The 14,612-nt window shown below is 46.5% G+C and carries 16 protein-coding genes; 8 read left to right on the top strand and 8 right to left on the bottom strand.

All coding sequences use genetic code 11. The features are described 5' to 3' along the window. Nucleotides 1-10 precede the first annotated feature (10 nt). The gene (locus OWN49_RS05160) at nucleotides 11-1,183 is read right to left on the bottom strand and encodes an iron-containing alcohol dehydrogenase (RefSeq protein ID WP_176283505.1); all 1,173 of its coding nucleotides are present in this window, start codon (nucleotides 1,181-1,183) and stop codon (nucleotides 11-13) included. Between the two features lie 85 nt (nucleotides 1,184-1,268). Then, nucleotides 1,269-2,432, bottom strand: coding sequence for an iron-containing alcohol dehydrogenase (locus tag OWN49_RS05165; protein ID WP_007408652.1), 1,164 nt, complete (start codon nucleotides 2,430-2,432; stop codon nucleotides 1,269-1,271). A 229-nt stretch (nucleotides 2,433-2,661) separates the two neighbouring features. Here OWN49_RS05165 and OWN49_RS05170 point away from each other — a divergent pair, with 229 nt between their 5' ends. Then, a complete protein-coding gene (locus OWN49_RS05170; protein ID WP_003152104.1) occupies nucleotides 2,662-2,898 on the top strand; it encodes a DUF378 domain-containing protein in 237 nt (78 codons plus the stop codon). A gap of 47 nt (nucleotides 2,899-2,945) precedes the next feature. Here the strand turns inward: OWN49_RS05170 and yugI are convergent, their stop codons facing one another. The 3 genes from yugI to OWN49_RS05185 form a co-directional block, all read right to left on the bottom strand. Next, the gene (yugI, locus tag OWN49_RS05175; protein WP_003152102.1) at nucleotides 2,946-3,338 is read right to left on the bottom strand and encodes a S1 domain-containing post-transcriptional regulator GSP13; all 393 of its coding nucleotides are present in this window, start codon (nucleotides 3,336-3,338) and stop codon (nucleotides 2,946-2,948) included. A 195-nt stretch (nucleotides 3,339-3,533) separates the two neighbouring features. Beyond that, nucleotides 3,534-4,703: an aminotransferase gene (locus OWN49_RS05180; RefSeq protein ID WP_102422031.1), complete on the bottom strand. Its 1,170-nt coding sequence runs from the start codon at nucleotides 4,701-4,703 to the stop codon at nucleotides 3,534-3,536. Continuing rightward, on the bottom strand, nucleotides 4,704-5,204 hold the full coding sequence (locus OWN49_RS05185) for an Lrp/AsnC family transcriptional regulator (RefSeq protein WP_003152098.1): 501 nt from the start codon (nucleotides 5,202-5,204) through the stop codon (nucleotides 4,704-4,706). A 152-nt stretch (nucleotides 5,205-5,356) separates the two neighbouring features. Between OWN49_RS05185 and OWN49_RS05190 the strand changes: the two genes are divergently transcribed. Next, the gene (locus OWN49_RS05190) at nucleotides 5,357-6,178 is read left to right on the top strand and encodes an alpha/beta fold hydrolase (protein WP_003152096.1); all 822 of its coding nucleotides are present in this window, start codon (nucleotides 5,357-5,359) and stop codon (nucleotides 6,176-6,178) included. 24 nt (nucleotides 6,179-6,202) lie between these two features. Here OWN49_RS05190 and OWN49_RS05195 read toward each other — a convergent pair whose 3' ends face one another. Continuing rightward, nucleotides 6,203-6,463, bottom strand: coding sequence for a DUF1871 family protein (locus tag OWN49_RS05195; RefSeq protein WP_003152094.1), 261 nt, complete (start codon nucleotides 6,461-6,463; stop codon nucleotides 6,203-6,205). 86 nt (nucleotides 6,464-6,549) lie between these two features. On the opposite strand from OWN49_RS05195, the gene OWN49_RS05200 reads away from it, so the two are divergent. From OWN49_RS05200 to OWN49_RS05210, 3 genes are all read left to right on the top strand, one after another. Beyond that, nucleotides 6,550-7,713 carry a MalY/PatB family protein gene (locus OWN49_RS05200; protein ID WP_102422030.1) on the top strand — a complete coding sequence of 388 codons (1,164 nt, stop codon included), beginning with the start codon at nucleotides 6,550-6,552 and terminating at the stop codon, nucleotides 7,711-7,713. Between the two features lie 122 nt (nucleotides 7,714-7,835). After that, nucleotides 7,836-9,119: a sensor histidine kinase gene (locus OWN49_RS05205; RefSeq protein ID WP_077722759.1), complete on the top strand. Its 1,284-nt coding sequence runs from the start codon at nucleotides 7,836-7,838 to the stop codon at nucleotides 9,117-9,119. Between the two features lie 47 nt (nucleotides 9,120-9,166). Then, complete coding sequence (locus tag OWN49_RS05210) at nucleotides 9,167-9,553, top strand: kinase-associated lipoprotein B (protein WP_003152087.1); 387 nt, start codon at nucleotides 9,167-9,169, stop codon at nucleotides 9,551-9,553. Between the two features lie 24 nt (nucleotides 9,554-9,577). Here OWN49_RS05210 and kapD read toward each other — a convergent pair whose 3' ends face one another. After that, nucleotides 9,578-10,195 (bottom strand): 3'-5' exonuclease KapD, encoded by a 618-nt coding sequence (gene kapD / locus OWN49_RS05215; protein WP_003152084.1) that lies wholly within the window; start codon nucleotides 10,193-10,195, stop codon nucleotides 9,578-9,580. A 150-nt stretch (nucleotides 10,196-10,345) separates the two neighbouring features. Between kapD and OWN49_RS05220 the strand changes: the two genes are divergently transcribed. From OWN49_RS05220 to OWN49_RS05230, 3 genes are all read left to right on the top strand, one after another. Beyond that, nucleotides 10,346-11,590 (top strand): multidrug efflux MFS transporter, encoded by a 1,245-nt coding sequence (locus OWN49_RS05220; RefSeq protein ID WP_032862488.1) that lies wholly within the window; start codon nucleotides 10,346-10,348, stop codon nucleotides 11,588-11,590. Between the two features lie 89 nt (nucleotides 11,591-11,679). Next, on the top strand, nucleotides 11,680-13,554 hold the full coding sequence (locus tag OWN49_RS05225; RefSeq protein WP_014305709.1) for a transglycosylase domain-containing protein: 1,875 nt from the start codon (nucleotides 11,680-11,682) through the stop codon (nucleotides 13,552-13,554). Nucleotides 13,555-13,575: 21 nt separating this feature from the next. Then, nucleotides 13,576-13,989 carry a thiol-disulfide oxidoreductase DCC family protein gene (locus OWN49_RS05230; protein WP_003152080.1) on the top strand — a complete coding sequence of 138 codons (414 nt, stop codon included), beginning with the start codon at nucleotides 13,576-13,578 and terminating at the stop codon, nucleotides 13,987-13,989. Between the two features lie 14 nt (nucleotides 13,990-14,003). Here OWN49_RS05230 and OWN49_RS05235 read toward each other — a convergent pair whose 3' ends face one another. Then, nucleotides 14,004-14,561 carry a YufK family protein gene (locus tag OWN49_RS05235; RefSeq protein ID WP_007408662.1) on the bottom strand — a complete coding sequence of 186 codons (558 nt, stop codon included), beginning with the start codon at nucleotides 14,559-14,561 and terminating at the stop codon, nucleotides 14,004-14,006. Nucleotides 14,562-14,612 lie beyond the last annotated feature (51 nt).

Consider the following 14,612-nt stretch of genomic DNA (forward strand, 5'->3'; position numbering starts at 1 on the left):
GAATATGATCTTACAGTGACGCCTTTAAGATGGCAAGTACGTCATCTTTGTTCAGTTTTTGGAAATTGCCGAATCCGCCGTATTCCATTTCTTTTGCGGCGATGTCTGCGATCAGCTCAAGCTTGTCTTCGCCGATGTCATAATCCGCAAGACGGGACGGCGCGCCGAGGCTTGACCAGAACGCGGACAATTTATCGATTCCTTCAAGCGCAATTTCTTTATCCGTTTTGCCTTCAGTATCAATGTCAAACATATTAAGCATGAGGTTTTTAAAACGGTCTACATTTGTATCAAGCGTGTATCTCATCCAGTTCGGGAACAGAATCGCAAGTCCTCCCGCGTGAGGGATGTCATAAACCGCTGATACGGCGTGCTCCATCGTATGGGAAGCCCAATCGCCGAAATAGCCCATTTGCAGCGTGCCGTTTAATGCGATCGTACCCGCGTATAAAATCGTTTCGCGGTGCTTATAGTTCTCAAGGTCTTCCAAAAGTTTCGGCGCTGTTTCAATTACCGTCTGAAGGACCGCAAAACACATTCTGTCCTGAAGCGGCGTGTTTTCAACATTGTGGAAGTATTGTTCAAATACGTGGCTCATCATATCCACCATGCCGTATACGGTTTGGTTTTCCGGAACGCTGAAAGTATTCTCAGGATCTAAAATGGAGAAACGCGGATGAGTGACATTGCTGCCCCATACGAATTTTTCGTTTGTTTCCCAATTTGTGATAACGGAATCAGGGTTCATTTCAGAGCCTGTCGCCGCAAGCGTCAGCACCGTGCCGAACGGGAGCGCGTCCTGCGCCGTTACTTTTTTGCTGTAAATGTCCCATGCGTCGCCGTCATATTTCGCACCGGCCGCAATCGCTTTTGTACAGTCGATGACACTTCCGCCGCCGACTGCGAGAAGGAAATCAATCTCATGCTGTCTGCACAGCTCAATTCCTTTATTTACCGTTTCCAGACGCGGATTCGGTTCAACGCCCGCAAACTCATGAACGGTTGCGCCTTCTTCTTTTAAGATGCCTGTTACTTGGTCATACAGGCCGTTTCGCTTAATGCTGCCGCCTCCGTAAACAAGCAGCACGTTTTTCCCGTATTGCTTCAGCTCTTTTTTCAATTGGTCGATTTGACCTTTTCCAAAAATCAGTTTCGTCGGATTGTAGTACGTAAAGTTCTCCATTTATCATGACCTCCAAAAAAATCGTAAGGGAATTACTATAACACAGAAAAAAAGGAGCTGCCAATCCGGCCGCCCCTTTATGTTATTACAATGATGCTTTCAGTATCGCAAGCACATCTTCTTTCTGCAGTGACTTGAACTGTCCGAATGCTCCGTTTGCCATCGCTTTATCTGCAATCGTATCCAGCTTCTCATCAGAAATATCATAATCAGCGAGTCTGTTCGGAGCGCCGAGACTCGTCCAGAAATCAGACAGCCTGCTGATTCCTTCAAGTGCGATCTCTTCATCTGATTTGCCTGTCTCGTCAATATCGAAAACACGGACGGCAAGCTGTTTAAAGCGGGCCGGATTTTCTTTGAGCACATGTCTCATCCAGTTCGGGAACAGAATCGCTAAACCCCCGGCGTGCGGTATATCGTAAACCGCTGATACCGCATGCTCGATGTTGTGTGTGGCCCAATCCCCTCTTGCGCCCATTGACAGCATTCCGTTTAATGCGATCGTGCCTGTATATAAAATCGTCTCACGAAGCTCGTAGTTCTCCAGATCATTGATCAGCTTCGGCGCTGTTTCAATCACCGTGCGCAGAAGCGATTCACACATCCGGTCCTGATACGGCGTGTTTGACGTGTGGTGGAAATATTGTTCAAACACATGGCTCATCATATCGACCATGCCGTAAATGGTGTGGTCTTTCGGAACGGTAAAGGTGTTTACCGGATCGAGAATAGAGAATTTAGGGTAAACGAGCGGGCTCCCCCATCCATATTTCTCTTGTGTCTCCCAGTTTGTGATGACTGATCCGGAGTTCATCTCTGAACCGGTCGCCGCAAGTGTCAGCACTGTTCCGAACGGCAGCGCTTCTTTCGGCTGGTGTTTTTTCGTGACGATATCCCACGCGTCGCCGTCATATTTAGCGCCCGCCGCGATGGCTTTCGTGCAGTCAATGACACTTCCGCCGCCGACGGCCAATAAGAAATCGATGCTGTTTTCTTTACAGAGCGCAACACCTTTGTTCACTGTTGAGACACGCGGATTCGGCTCTACGCCTGCCAATTCATGTACAGTAACTCCGGCTTTTTTCAGCAGTTCGGTTACTTGATCATAAAGACCGCTGCGCTTAATGCTGCCGCCTCCGTATACGAGCAGTACGTTCTTTCCGTACGGCTTGATTTCTTCAGGAAGTTTTTCGACCTCTCCCTTTCCGAAAATCAATTTGGTCGGATTCCAATATGTAAAGTTTTGCATGACATCTCCTCCTTTGGATTTATATTATGCAGAAAGTTGACGTTCAATGTAAAGCAATCCGCTTTTTTGACGGCACACATCACACGGTTTACAGACAGCGGCTTCCCGGGAAAGGCACTTGTACAGCTTGAGACAGTGTGTGATTTACACGGCAGAGAAAGTATGCATAGATTCTTTGCTTTGTCACAATCTATAACTGTTTCACGAATTCATAGAGGAGGTTGTTTACATGAGTGTTATTCAGCGTATCTGTCTCGTATTAACGATTATCGGCGCTATTAACTGGGGACTGATCGGATTTTTCCAATTTGATTTAGTAGCAGCCATCTTCGGCGGCCAAGGATCAGCTCTGTCGCGGATTATTTACGGTCTTGTCGGCATCGCCGGTCTGATCAATCTGGGCCTGCTGTTTAAGCCGAACGAAGAAACATCCCGCGAGGAAGCGGCAAATCCTGAAGTCAGATAAACATAAAAAAAGCACCGAACATACATATCCGGTGCTTTTTTTGATGGTTATTTTTTGATAAGGTCTTTGCGGTTGGACTGTTCGATCCACTCTTCAAGCTTATCTTTCAATGTGTTGAAACCTTGCGGAGCAGATGTTTCTTCAGAAACTTGTGCCGCTTTCGGTTTTCTTGGTTTGCTTTCTTTTCTTTCAGGCGCCGCTTGAGTCGCACGGATAGAAAGGCTGATTTTGCCTTTTTCTTCGTCAACTGCAAGTACTTTTACTTGTACTTCGTCACCGATTGAAAGGTGTTCGTTAATGTCTTTTACGAAACCGTGAGTGACTTCAGAAATGTGAACAAGTCCTTGAGTTTCTTCATCTAATGCAACAAACGCACCATACGCTTGTAATCCTGTTACTTTACCAGTGTAAACACTGCCCACTTCAAATTTTGCTGCCATTCATAACAACTCCTAAGTTAAATTAAATACAGATTATACGCAATTTAAAATTATATCATACAAGTTTGTTTTTCGCAAAGAGAACTTTTTTACATGATCATGTTTAAGCACAGATAAAGGGGGTATACTATGATTACGAAGGCTTTCTAGTATTCCCCCCTTTTATTTGGATGCGAACCGGGTTCGTATCTTTTTTTATGCCCTTTTTTCAACAAACCGTTTGATTCTGACGAGCGCTTCCTGAATCTGCTCAATGGATGTCGCATAGGAACATCTGATGTAGCCTTCGCCGCTCGGGCCGAATACATTCCCCGGAACGACGGCTACTTTTTCTTCAATGAGCAGCTGTTCCGCGAATTCTTCTGAACTCATGCCGGTCGATTGAATGGAAGGAAAGGCGTAAAACGCTCCGCCTGGGTGGTGGCAGCCGAGTCCGATTTCGTTCAATGTTTCCACAATCAGGTTTCGGCGTCTCCGATAGCTTTTTTTCATTCTTTCGACGTCTTCCTGACCGTTTTTCAGCCCTTCAAGCGCCGCGTACTGAGCCATGGAAGGCGCGCACATCATCGCGTGCTGATGAATTTTGAGCATGGCATCCCTGATCACGGGAGGCGCCGCCGTAAATCCGAGTCTCCACCCCGTCATGGCAAATGCTTTGGAGAAACCTGAAATCAAAATCGTCCGCTCCTTCATGCCGCGGATGGCCCCCATGCTCGTGAATGGCTCATCATACGTCAGTTCGGCATAAATTTCATCGGCAAGCACGATCAAGTCGTGTTTTTCAGCGAAAGCAGCGATGGATTCAAGCTCTTCTTTCGAATAGACGGAACCAGTCGGATTTGACGGCGAGCATAGAAGCAGCGCTTTTGTTTTGTCCGTCAGGGCCGCTTCAAAATCGGCTGATGATGCTTTGAAACCTTTTGCAGCTACAGTCTGAATCGGCACCGGCTTCGCCCCCGTCAGGGTCACGAGTGATTCATATGCGACAAAACACGGTTCGGGAATTAACATTTCCTCTCCGGGATTCATAATGGCGCGGACAGCAAGATCAAGCGCCTGGCTTGCCCCTACCGTAACGATCAGTTCACTGTCAGGCGAATAACTCAGGCCGAACCGCTGATCTAAATAGCGGCTGATTTCTTCTCTCAGTTCATAAAGACCCGCATTTGCCGTATAAGCCGTATAACCCTGTTCTAAAGAAAGAATACTCGCTTCCCTCACGTTCCAGGCCGTCACAAAGTCAGGCTCTCCCACTCCCAGTGAAATGACGCCTTCCATCGTAGCAGCCAGATCAAAGAATTTGCGGATGCCTGACGGTTTAATCTGCTGCACGTAGTCAGATAAATAAGAAGTCTTCGTTTCCATTTACGGAGACACCACGATTCTTTTGTCATCGTCTCCGCTTTCAAAGACTTTGCCGTCATGCTTATATTTTTTCAGGATAAAGTGCGTTGTCGTGGAAACGACGGACTCAAGGGTGGACAGTTTTTCAGAAACGAAGCTTGCCACGTCTGACATCGTATTGCCGCGAATAACGACAGATAAGTCATAAACCCCTGACATCAGGTACACTGATTCAACTTCCTGGAATCTGTATATCCGTTCAGCGACTTCATCAAAGCCGACATTTCGTTTCGGAGTGACTTTTACGTCAATCATCGCCGTGACGCCTTCCAGCCCGTCGACTTTGCGCCAGTCGATCATCGCCGCATAATCAATGATGACTTTTTCCTTTTCAAGCTTTTCAATGATGCTTTTGACTTCTTCGGCGGGAATGTTCGCCATTTTCGCGATCGTTTCCGCATCAACGCGGCTGTTTTCGTCTAAAATTTCTAATATTTCTGTTTCTTTTTCGGTCAGCTTCATACGTTTCACACCTTTGCATTATCAAAAATCTTCATGACATTATATCACGATTTTCGACAAATGCTAAGAAAAACCCGAAAGAAACCAGAGCTAAAATCTGACAATCAAAAAAGCCTTTACATTACAACAAAGAAAGGACGGCGAAGGCTCTCATGGAAGCTGTTTCACCGATTAAACGGGCCGCGATAGACGGAGTTGAGCTGTATTACGAGCATTATGAAAATCCCGGCAGACAGACACTCGTCTGCGTACACGGTTTTTTATCTTCGGCATTCAGCTTCAGAAAACTGATCCCGCTGCTCAGAAACCATTATGATATTATCGCCGTTGACCTGCCTCCTTTCGGGCAATCGGAAAAGTCACGGACTTTCGTATATACTTACGCAAACCTCGCCAAGCTTCTGATCGGACTTCTGGAAAAGCTCGGTATCAGCCGGGCCGCACTCATCGGCCATTCGATGGGCGGCCAGATTTCCTTATCCGCGTCTCTTCTCAGACCCGAGCTTTTTTCAAAAATCGTCCTGCTGTGCAGCTCGGGGTATTTAAAGCGCTCGCACCCGTCGATTATATTCGGGACGCACCTCCCTTGTTTTGACCTGTATCTTAAGTATTGGCTTTCAAAAGACGGTGTGCTGAAAAACCTGTTAAATGTCGTTCACGACCGGACGCTTATCGATCAGGAAATGATTGACGGTTACGAAAAACCATTTACAGACCGCCAGATTTTCAAAGCGATGACAAGGTTCATCAGACACAGGGAGGGCGATTTAGAGCCCGAGGATTTGAAGAAAGTGCAAAACCCCGCTCTTTTAATATGGGGAGAAGAAGACCGTGTCGTTCCGGTCTCAGTCGGAAAACGGCTTCATGACGACCTGCCGGATTCCATTCTGTATTCACTCAAGGATACGGGACACCTCGTACCCGAAGAGCGCCCGGAGTTTGTTTCAGAGCGGATTTTTGAATTTATTCAATAAAAAAACCGGCGGAACCGCCGGTTTTTAAGGGGTGCAGGAACTGCTTTCTTTTATGAACAGAAGCTGCTCGGCGGCCTTTTGGCAGCCTTCGATCGGAAGCTTTTGCTCAAATGAAGCCTCAAAGATATCCTGAATGGCTGCTGCCAGCTTGTCGGCACGGTCTTCACTGTAGACGGCCTGAACGATGTCGACGGCTTCTGTCTCATAAAAATCTTCTCCATATTTAAACGGGTCCCACTTGGCAATGATTTTCATCATTTCCATGACCGCTTGGCTTTCTTCCATTTTCATCACCGCTTATAATAAAGTTTGCAAATCTATTTTATCATAGATACGCTGTGCAAAATAATGATACTACAGGAGTGACATACATGAACTTTGATCTTCGAGAAAACCGTCTTGGCACACAATCGGTGAAATGGGACAAGGCGGAAGCGTTATTCGGCGTATCGGATGCACTTCCGATGTGGGTTGCCGATATGGATTTCCGCGCTCCCGAAGCGGTCACTGACGCCTTAAAAGCCCGCCTTGACCACGGCATATTCGGTTATACGTCTCCTGACGAAAACACAAGAGAAGCCGTCGCTTCATGGCTTGAGACACGGCACGGCTACCGGCCCGATCCCGCAAGCATCACGTTCAGTCCCGGAGTTGTCACGGCAATCAGCATGGCAGTACAAGCCTTTACCGAACCGGGCGATCCGGTGTTGATTCAATCACCGGTGTATACGCCTTTTTATCAGATGATCAAGGAAAACAAACGGCAGGTTTTACATAACCCATTACGGGAAGAAAACGGCGTCTACTGCATGGATTTTGAGGATCTTGAGAAAAAGCTGAACGATTCTGAGGTCAAGCTGATGATTCTTTGTAATCCCCACAATCCGTCCGGCAGAGCGTGGAGCCGGGATGAGCTTATGAAGCTCGGATCGCTGTGCGCCGCTCATAACGTCACCGTCGTTTCTGACGAGATACATTCCGACTTGATGCTGTACGGAAAGCCGCATACGCCTTTTGCTTCTCTGTCTGAGGAGTTTGCGCGGATTTCCGTTACTTGTGTCGCGCCGAGCAAGACGTTTAATATTGCCGGCATTCAGGCATCCGCCATTATCATTCCCGACCGTTATAAGCGGGCGAAATTCTCCGCCGCATTGCATCAGAACGGGATTTCCAGCCTCAACACATTTGCGGTTGCAGCAATCGAAGCGGCTTATACAAAGGGAGGCCCTTGGCTTGACGCGCTGATTCCATACATTGAAGGGAATATGAAATTGGCTGAGGACTTTTTAAGAAAAGAATTGCCGAAAGTCCGCATGATGAAACCTGACGCTTCCTATTTGATCTGGATGGATTTCAGCGGATACGGATTTTCGGATGCCGAGCTCAAAGAAAGAATGCTCAAAAAAGGGAAAATCATATTAGAGCCGGGAACGAAATACGGACCGGGCGGCGAAGGATTTATGAGACTTAATGTCGGCTGTTCAGCCGTCGCCGTAAAAGAAGGGCTTGAGAGAATGAAAGCAGCGCTCGCTTAGCAGCGGAAAGAACGCCTTTATCAGACGAGATAAGGGCGTTCGCTTTAGAGAAATATATACTTTTTTTGCCGGTAAAGATGTTATAATAGATTCATATTTACATAGGAAAGGATTTCGCATAAATGGAGATTGTAAAGGATTACCTGCTTCACTTCTCTTTTATTTTATTCCCTATTTTTCTTTATCAAGTCTTCTGGCTCAGCAAGCCCGATTTGCTTGTGCCGAGAGCGAACCGCCTGCTGGTCGCCGTATTTGCAGCGTCATCTTCATTATTATGTACGGCTTTTCCCATCCAGGAGCTTCATTCCGTCCGTTACGGTTTGCAGCTGATTCCCATTATCGTCTGCCTGCTTTATTCCGGTACCGCAGCAGGACTTGCCGCAGGGGCGGCATCCGTTTTTTTTCAGCTCATATGGTTTGAACCTTCCGCTCTTTTTTTCTTATCCTTAATTCCTTTTTTAATCATCATCCCTATCCAGCTCCAAACGAAATGGCCTTTTTTCTCAAAGCGGAAGAAACTGCTTTTCGCTCTTCTCATCGGCTGCACTGAAACCGCCTTATTAACCGCATCTGTCTTCATCTATTCCGCGACCAATATTTTCAATTTTCAAAATCTATCTTCCGTTTATTATGAGGCGGCAGTATCCGTTTTTTTTCAAGTCAGCGCCCTTTTGCTGTGCATTTATTTGATTGAGATCATCGATGAGAATGCGTCCATGCGGGCAAGGCTGATTCACTCAGAAAAAATGGCCGTCGTCAGCGAGCTTGCGGCAAGCGTCGCCCATGAAGTCCGCAATCCGCTTACGGTCGTCAGAGGTTTTGTGCAGCTGCTGTTCAGCGGCGAGCAGCTTCAGGACAAATCCCACTCCGGATATCAGAAACTTGTGCTGTCCGAACTCGACCGGGCTCAGACGATCATTACGAATTATCTTGATATGGCGAAGCAGGATGACTATGAAAAAGAAAAGTTTGATATTTCTCTGCTCGTAAAGGAAACAGGTTCCTTAATGGAGTCTTATGCCAATTTTAAATCGGTGACCGTGACTGTTCAAAGCGAGCCTGATTTATATGTGTTCGGCGATGTAAAAAAACTGAAACAGGCCTTCATTAATCTGATTAAAAACAGTATTGAAGCCGTGCCCTCTGAAAACGGCCGAATCGAGGTCTCCGTCCAAAAACAGGAAGAGATGATTCTCATTCAGATTACGGATAACGGAATCGGCATGTCCGATGAAGAACTGCAGAAACTCGGCAAACCGTATTATACGCTGAAAACGAACGGCACCGGGCTCGGGCTTACCGTGACATTCTCGATTATTCAGCATCATGAAGGCTCCGTCTATTTCACCAGCGGCGAGTACTCGGGCACAACGGCTTCAGTCAGGCTTCCGGCAGCTGTTCACTAGCCAATCGCGTTGATCTTTTATAGAATAACTAGAGAGAGGTGAACGCTATGAATTCGTTTGAAATCGGCACAATCGTAAAAGGGTTTTATAAAACAGGAGCATACATAGGGGAAGTGACAGACGTCAGGCCCAATCACTATTTAGTGAAAATTAAAGCCGTTCTGACGCATCCCGCTCAAGGAGATCTTCATCATCCGAAGCAGGCGGATGTTCCGTTCTTTCATGAAAGAAGAGCGCTTGCATTCGGGGAACAGACAAACATACCGCATCAGATGGTCAAACCGTTTGATGGCGAAGTTCCTGATTATACGGCTTCCTTACAAGCGGCGTCTGCCCGGCTGAAAGATCAGCTTACAGCGGACGGCTCAGAATGGGCGGAACGTTCGCTCGCCAACTTGGCCGCGTTAGAGCGTGACTATTTTAAAAGAACTTGACCCAGTCGGCATGATTGGGTTTTTTTATGTGGCCCGGCGAAACAGTTCAGTCAGATCGACGCGATCACCGATCGTCGGAGGTTTCGGTTTTTCAAGATATTGTTTATCCCGCTCGACAAGCTTGAATAATTTGTATGTCGTCCGCGCATCATCCAGCGCTTTGTGATGCGTGCCCGTTCCTTTATCGCCATACTCTTCCGCCGCTTTCCAAAGGCCGGTCAATGTTCTGTCGCCGAAGAAGTTTTTGTATTCAAGGGACAGATCCCGAAGTTCTCCTTTGAACGGAAAAGGGATGTGGTTAAACATGCAATTTTGCTTCAACACCTTCATATCCATATTTCCCCAGGTGACGATCGTGCAGTTTTTATCAGGATCAAGCTCATTTAATTTGCGGATGAATTCATTAAACGTGATTCCGCCGTCCACGTCTTTTTGGGTGATGTTCAGAAAGGTTTTGCATCGTTTCGTCAGCTTTGGAAATTTTTTCGGTTTGATATAACTCGAAAACGTTTCAGTCACTTCATCATTCACCGTCTTGACAATCCCCGCTTCAATAATCTCAGGAAAGAAATTTTGCGGGCTGTATTTTCCGTCAGGCATCGTAAATTCAAAATCAATAATGAGCAGACTGCGCTGATCCACTTTTTTACACCTGCCTTTCCTCCGATCAAAAATGATATTTTATGATAGTATATCAGTTTCCCCTCTGAAACTTTCTTCATTTTCTAAAAATAATGAATTTTCCTATATCCGCATCGAAAATACAAATACCGGATTCATTCCTATATACTAATGATTAGACACACGAAAATTAAAGAAGGTGATGTTATTTCTGTCCGTAAGAAGAACTTCGTCGTCATTTGGATTACAAATTTCTTTATTTCCGCCAGCATGACCATGATTGTTCCGTTTCTTTCGTTATATATCGAAACGATCAGCCCCCATTCGGGCGGGTATGTGCAGAGATGGAGCGGGTATGTGTTCGGCGTCACGTTTTTAATGGCGTTTGTGATTTCCCCGTTTTGGGGCAGATTTGGCGATAAGCGCGGCTACAAAAAAATTCTCTTGATCACAGGCACCGGCATTGCCGTCAGCATTTTATTGATGGGGTTTGTGACATCGGTTTATCAGCTGTTTGTCCTGCGGCTGCTTATGGGCCTTGTAACAGGCTTTGTTCCGACATCGCTTGCCATGATTTCGGCGCAGACGCCGAAAGAGACTGCCGGGAAAACGCTCGGCACACTGCAGATGGGTCAGGTGTCAGGCACTTTATTCGGACCGATGCTGGGCGGGCTGCTCGCTGACAGCTTCGGGTTTACGTACACATTTTTTATTACGTCTTTTGTTATTTTCGTATCCGTGCTTCTCGTTTTATTTCAGGTGAATGAGCAGCCGCTCGGCGAGAAACAAAACAAGCGGAAAACCTATTCCAGAAAACAGGTGCTCTCCTATATTTTTCACCAGCCCGCGCTTTGGGCGATGATGGTGCTTACCATGATCGTGCAGACCGGCAATTTCAGCATCCAGCCGCTGCTCGCTTTATATGTCAATGAGCTGCACGGACCTGTTAATTTAGCCTTTTTCTCCGGAATGGCGTTTTCAGCGACCGGACTCGGAAGCTTATTGCTTGCCCGGAAATGGGGGGACTTCGGCGACCGCTTCGGCCACAGCCGGATCTTAATCGTGCTTTTGATTGCATCAGCGGTGTTTTTTATTCCGCAGGCGCTCGCCTCCTCCCTCTCCATTCTGTTAGTCTTCAGATTTCTGTTCGGCATGGTCATGGGCGGCACGCTCCCCTGCATTACGGCCGCGATCCGCGTCAGGGCGCCGGGCAGCATCCAGGGAGAGGTGCTCGGCTATAACGTCAGCTTTCGTTTTCTCGGAAACGTGCTCGGCCCTCTGCTCGGAGGTGCGGTCTCAAGCGGTTTTTCTATTTCGGCTGCTTTCTACGTCACCGCCTTTCTCTTTTTAATAGGCGCGGGGCTTTTATGGATGGCGGGACATCTGCAAAAGGATACAGCGTCAAATGCGGGCTGACCGGCAGCGATCACGATTTCTTCTAAATTTAACCTTCTCGTATTCTTAAAAGAATGATACGATATGGCTAGAAATCAGGAGAAAAGAGAGTGACCATGGTACGTAAAATAATCGGATGGATTTTGCTGCTCGGCATTATCCCGTTGTGTGCATTTACAGTTATTGCTTCCGGCAAAGAGGTAAAACAAATCAAGCCTTTTGATCAGGTGCTCGATAAACATATTGATTTAAAAGCGATCAACCTGGTTCAAAACAGTTACATGTATGACAGGGACGGAAGCCTTGTTTCTGAGATTGTCAGCGATCATGAGAACCGCGTGATCGTGCCCTTTAATAAAATACCGAATGAGGTAAAACAGCTGTTTTTAACCTCTGAAGACCGCCATTTTTATGAGCATAAAGGGTTTGACTTTATGGGGATGGTCAGGGCGGCCGCCTCCAATTTCAAAGATCATAAAATTGACCAGGGCGCCAGCACCATCACCCAGCAGCTGGCAAGGAATGTGTATTTAAGCCATGAACGCACCTTCAGCCGAAAACTGACGGAGCTTGCCTATTCCTATCAGCTTGAGAAAAAATACAGCAAAGATGAGATTTTAGAAGGCTACTTAAATACAATTTATTTTAATAACGGCGTATACGGTGTCGGTTCAGCGGCACAATTTTATTTCAGCAAGCCGCTGAAATCTCTCACTTTGGGAGAGATGGCCTTTATCTGCGCCATTCCTAATAACCCTACATTATATGATCCTCTCAAGCATTTTGATTATACGAAAAAACGACAAGTCAGATTGCTTAACGGATTGAAAAAAGCAGGCGTTATATCCGGGAAACAGCTGAAAAAAGCCGAAAAGGAAAAGATCAAGCTTGATATAAACGAAAAAACAAATAAATATCCTGACTATGTTTCCTATGTAAATGATGAATTCACACAGCTTGTTTCCTCATCCGAAGGCTATGACAAGCGTCTTGAAAAAGCTTCCGGAAAGGCGAAACAAAAAATACAGAGTGAGCTTTCCGACAGAGTCAGCACATTGTTAAAAGACGGCGTGAAGATTTATACGGCGCTGAATCCGTATATGCAAAACCAGGTCGTCGCCCAAGTGAATCAAAATCTGCCGTATGCAGGCGTCCAGGGCGGAGCGGCCGTGATTAATCATCAGACACATCAGATTATCGCGCTTTCAGGCGGGAAAGATTATCATAAATATGATTTCAACCGCGCCTATCAAGCATACAGACAGCCCGGTTCATCCATTAAGCCGCTGCTTGATTACGGACCTTACATTGAAAAGACCGGCGCAACGCCACACAGCAAGATTGACGCAAGCAAATTCTGCAGTGCGGATTACTGCCCGCAGAACTATAATAACCGCACGTATGGCACGGTTACCCTGGAAACGGCGTTTAAATACTCGTACAACACACCGGCCATCAGAATCATGGACCGCGTCGGCGTTAATAAGGCGTTCAGCTACCTTGAACCGTTTCATTTCGCGAAGCTGGTCAGCGCGGATTACCGTCTGCCTGCGGCGCTGGGCGGTTTTACAAACGGCATGACGCCGCTTGAAATGACCAATGCGTACACCACGTTCGGCAACAACGGCGTTTATACGCCGAGTCACGCGATTACAAAAGTGACTGATTTAAAAGGAAAAACGATATTAAAATGGAAAGATGAGCCGGCGCAGGTATTCAGCGTGCGGACCAACATGCAGATCAAAGAAATGATGAAAGCCGTCGTCAAAAGCGGAACAGGAAAGAAAGCGAACTTTAAAGCTCCGTACGTCGGCGGAAAATCAGGAACGTCAAATGACTATCACGATATGTGGTTTGTCGGCCTGACGGATGCTTATACGATGGGGGTATGGGTCGGCAAGGATACACCGTCAAGCGTCGAATACCTTCATGACGCAAGCCCTCAGCTTTCGATCTGGAAAAACACGCTGCAGGCAGCTTATTAAAGATAACGGAGGGGATCCGCTTTGAAACCAGCTCAGCTTCCGGACCGCGTGCTTTTGTTTGACGGCGTCTGCAACTTATGCAGCGGCGCCGTTCAATTCATCATTAAACGCGATCCGGCCGGCAAAATCTCATTTGCTTCATTGCAATCAGATACCGCCCGGGAGCTTTTGGCATCAGAAGGACTTCCGACAGAACAATTTGACAGCATGATTTTCATCGAAAACGGGCGGATATACAAAAAATCCGCAGCCGTGTTAAAGGTTTCCCGTCATCTCCGCGGAGCCTGGCGGCTGTCAGCGATTTTTTTCGCAGTGCCCCGCCCCCTCAGGGACAGAGCCTATTCTTTCATCGCCCGGCGCCGTTACAAATGGTTCGGAAAAAGGGAAGCATGTATGCTCCCCTCCCCTGAGATCAAAAACAGATTTCTGTCTTAACAAAAATGGCTAGCTTACACAGGTAAGCTAGCCATTATGCTATTATAAAGCTTGATAAAGATGTACAAAATACCGATAACAAAAGTAAACCAAAACAGAATCTCAAGCAATATAAAACCGATCAGCGAAACAATCGAGAGTGTCGAATAGATTCTGTACACCATGAAAATCAAATAAACGAGCGTAACAACGGCAAATAACGCCGCAATCCAAAAACCATTCTGCACGAGCGCAAAGGAAAGAATTCCTCCGCCTACATAAATTAAAGAGCCTAATCTGATTTTTTTCAGATTGTCCCCTTCAGGGTCATTTGTGAAAAACAAAAGAGACAGCTCTGTCACTGTGTTTGCAATCAGCTTCAAAGCCGAAAAAAGCATAAAATACACAAGGGCGAACGCTGCAAAAAGCGCCAGTCTGATCCCTTTCTCAGAGAAATAATCCAGCATCCCCTGATACATGCCGAGCGTCTGAAGTATCTTCATGACATAAAGCGAGGTAGAAATGGATAATGACGAACTAAAAAGCAGAATCGCAACGAGCGGAAAATAACCCGTCCAATAAGTATTTTTCATATAAAAAGTCCCTTTCTGTAATCTACCTCACTTATTATGGAGGACTTAAAA

Source organism: Bacillus sp. NEAU-242-2, from assembly GCF_027853835.1.
In the GTDB taxonomy this organism is placed as follows: Bacteria; Bacillota; Bacilli; order Bacillales; family Bacillaceae; genus Bacillus; species Bacillus velezensis.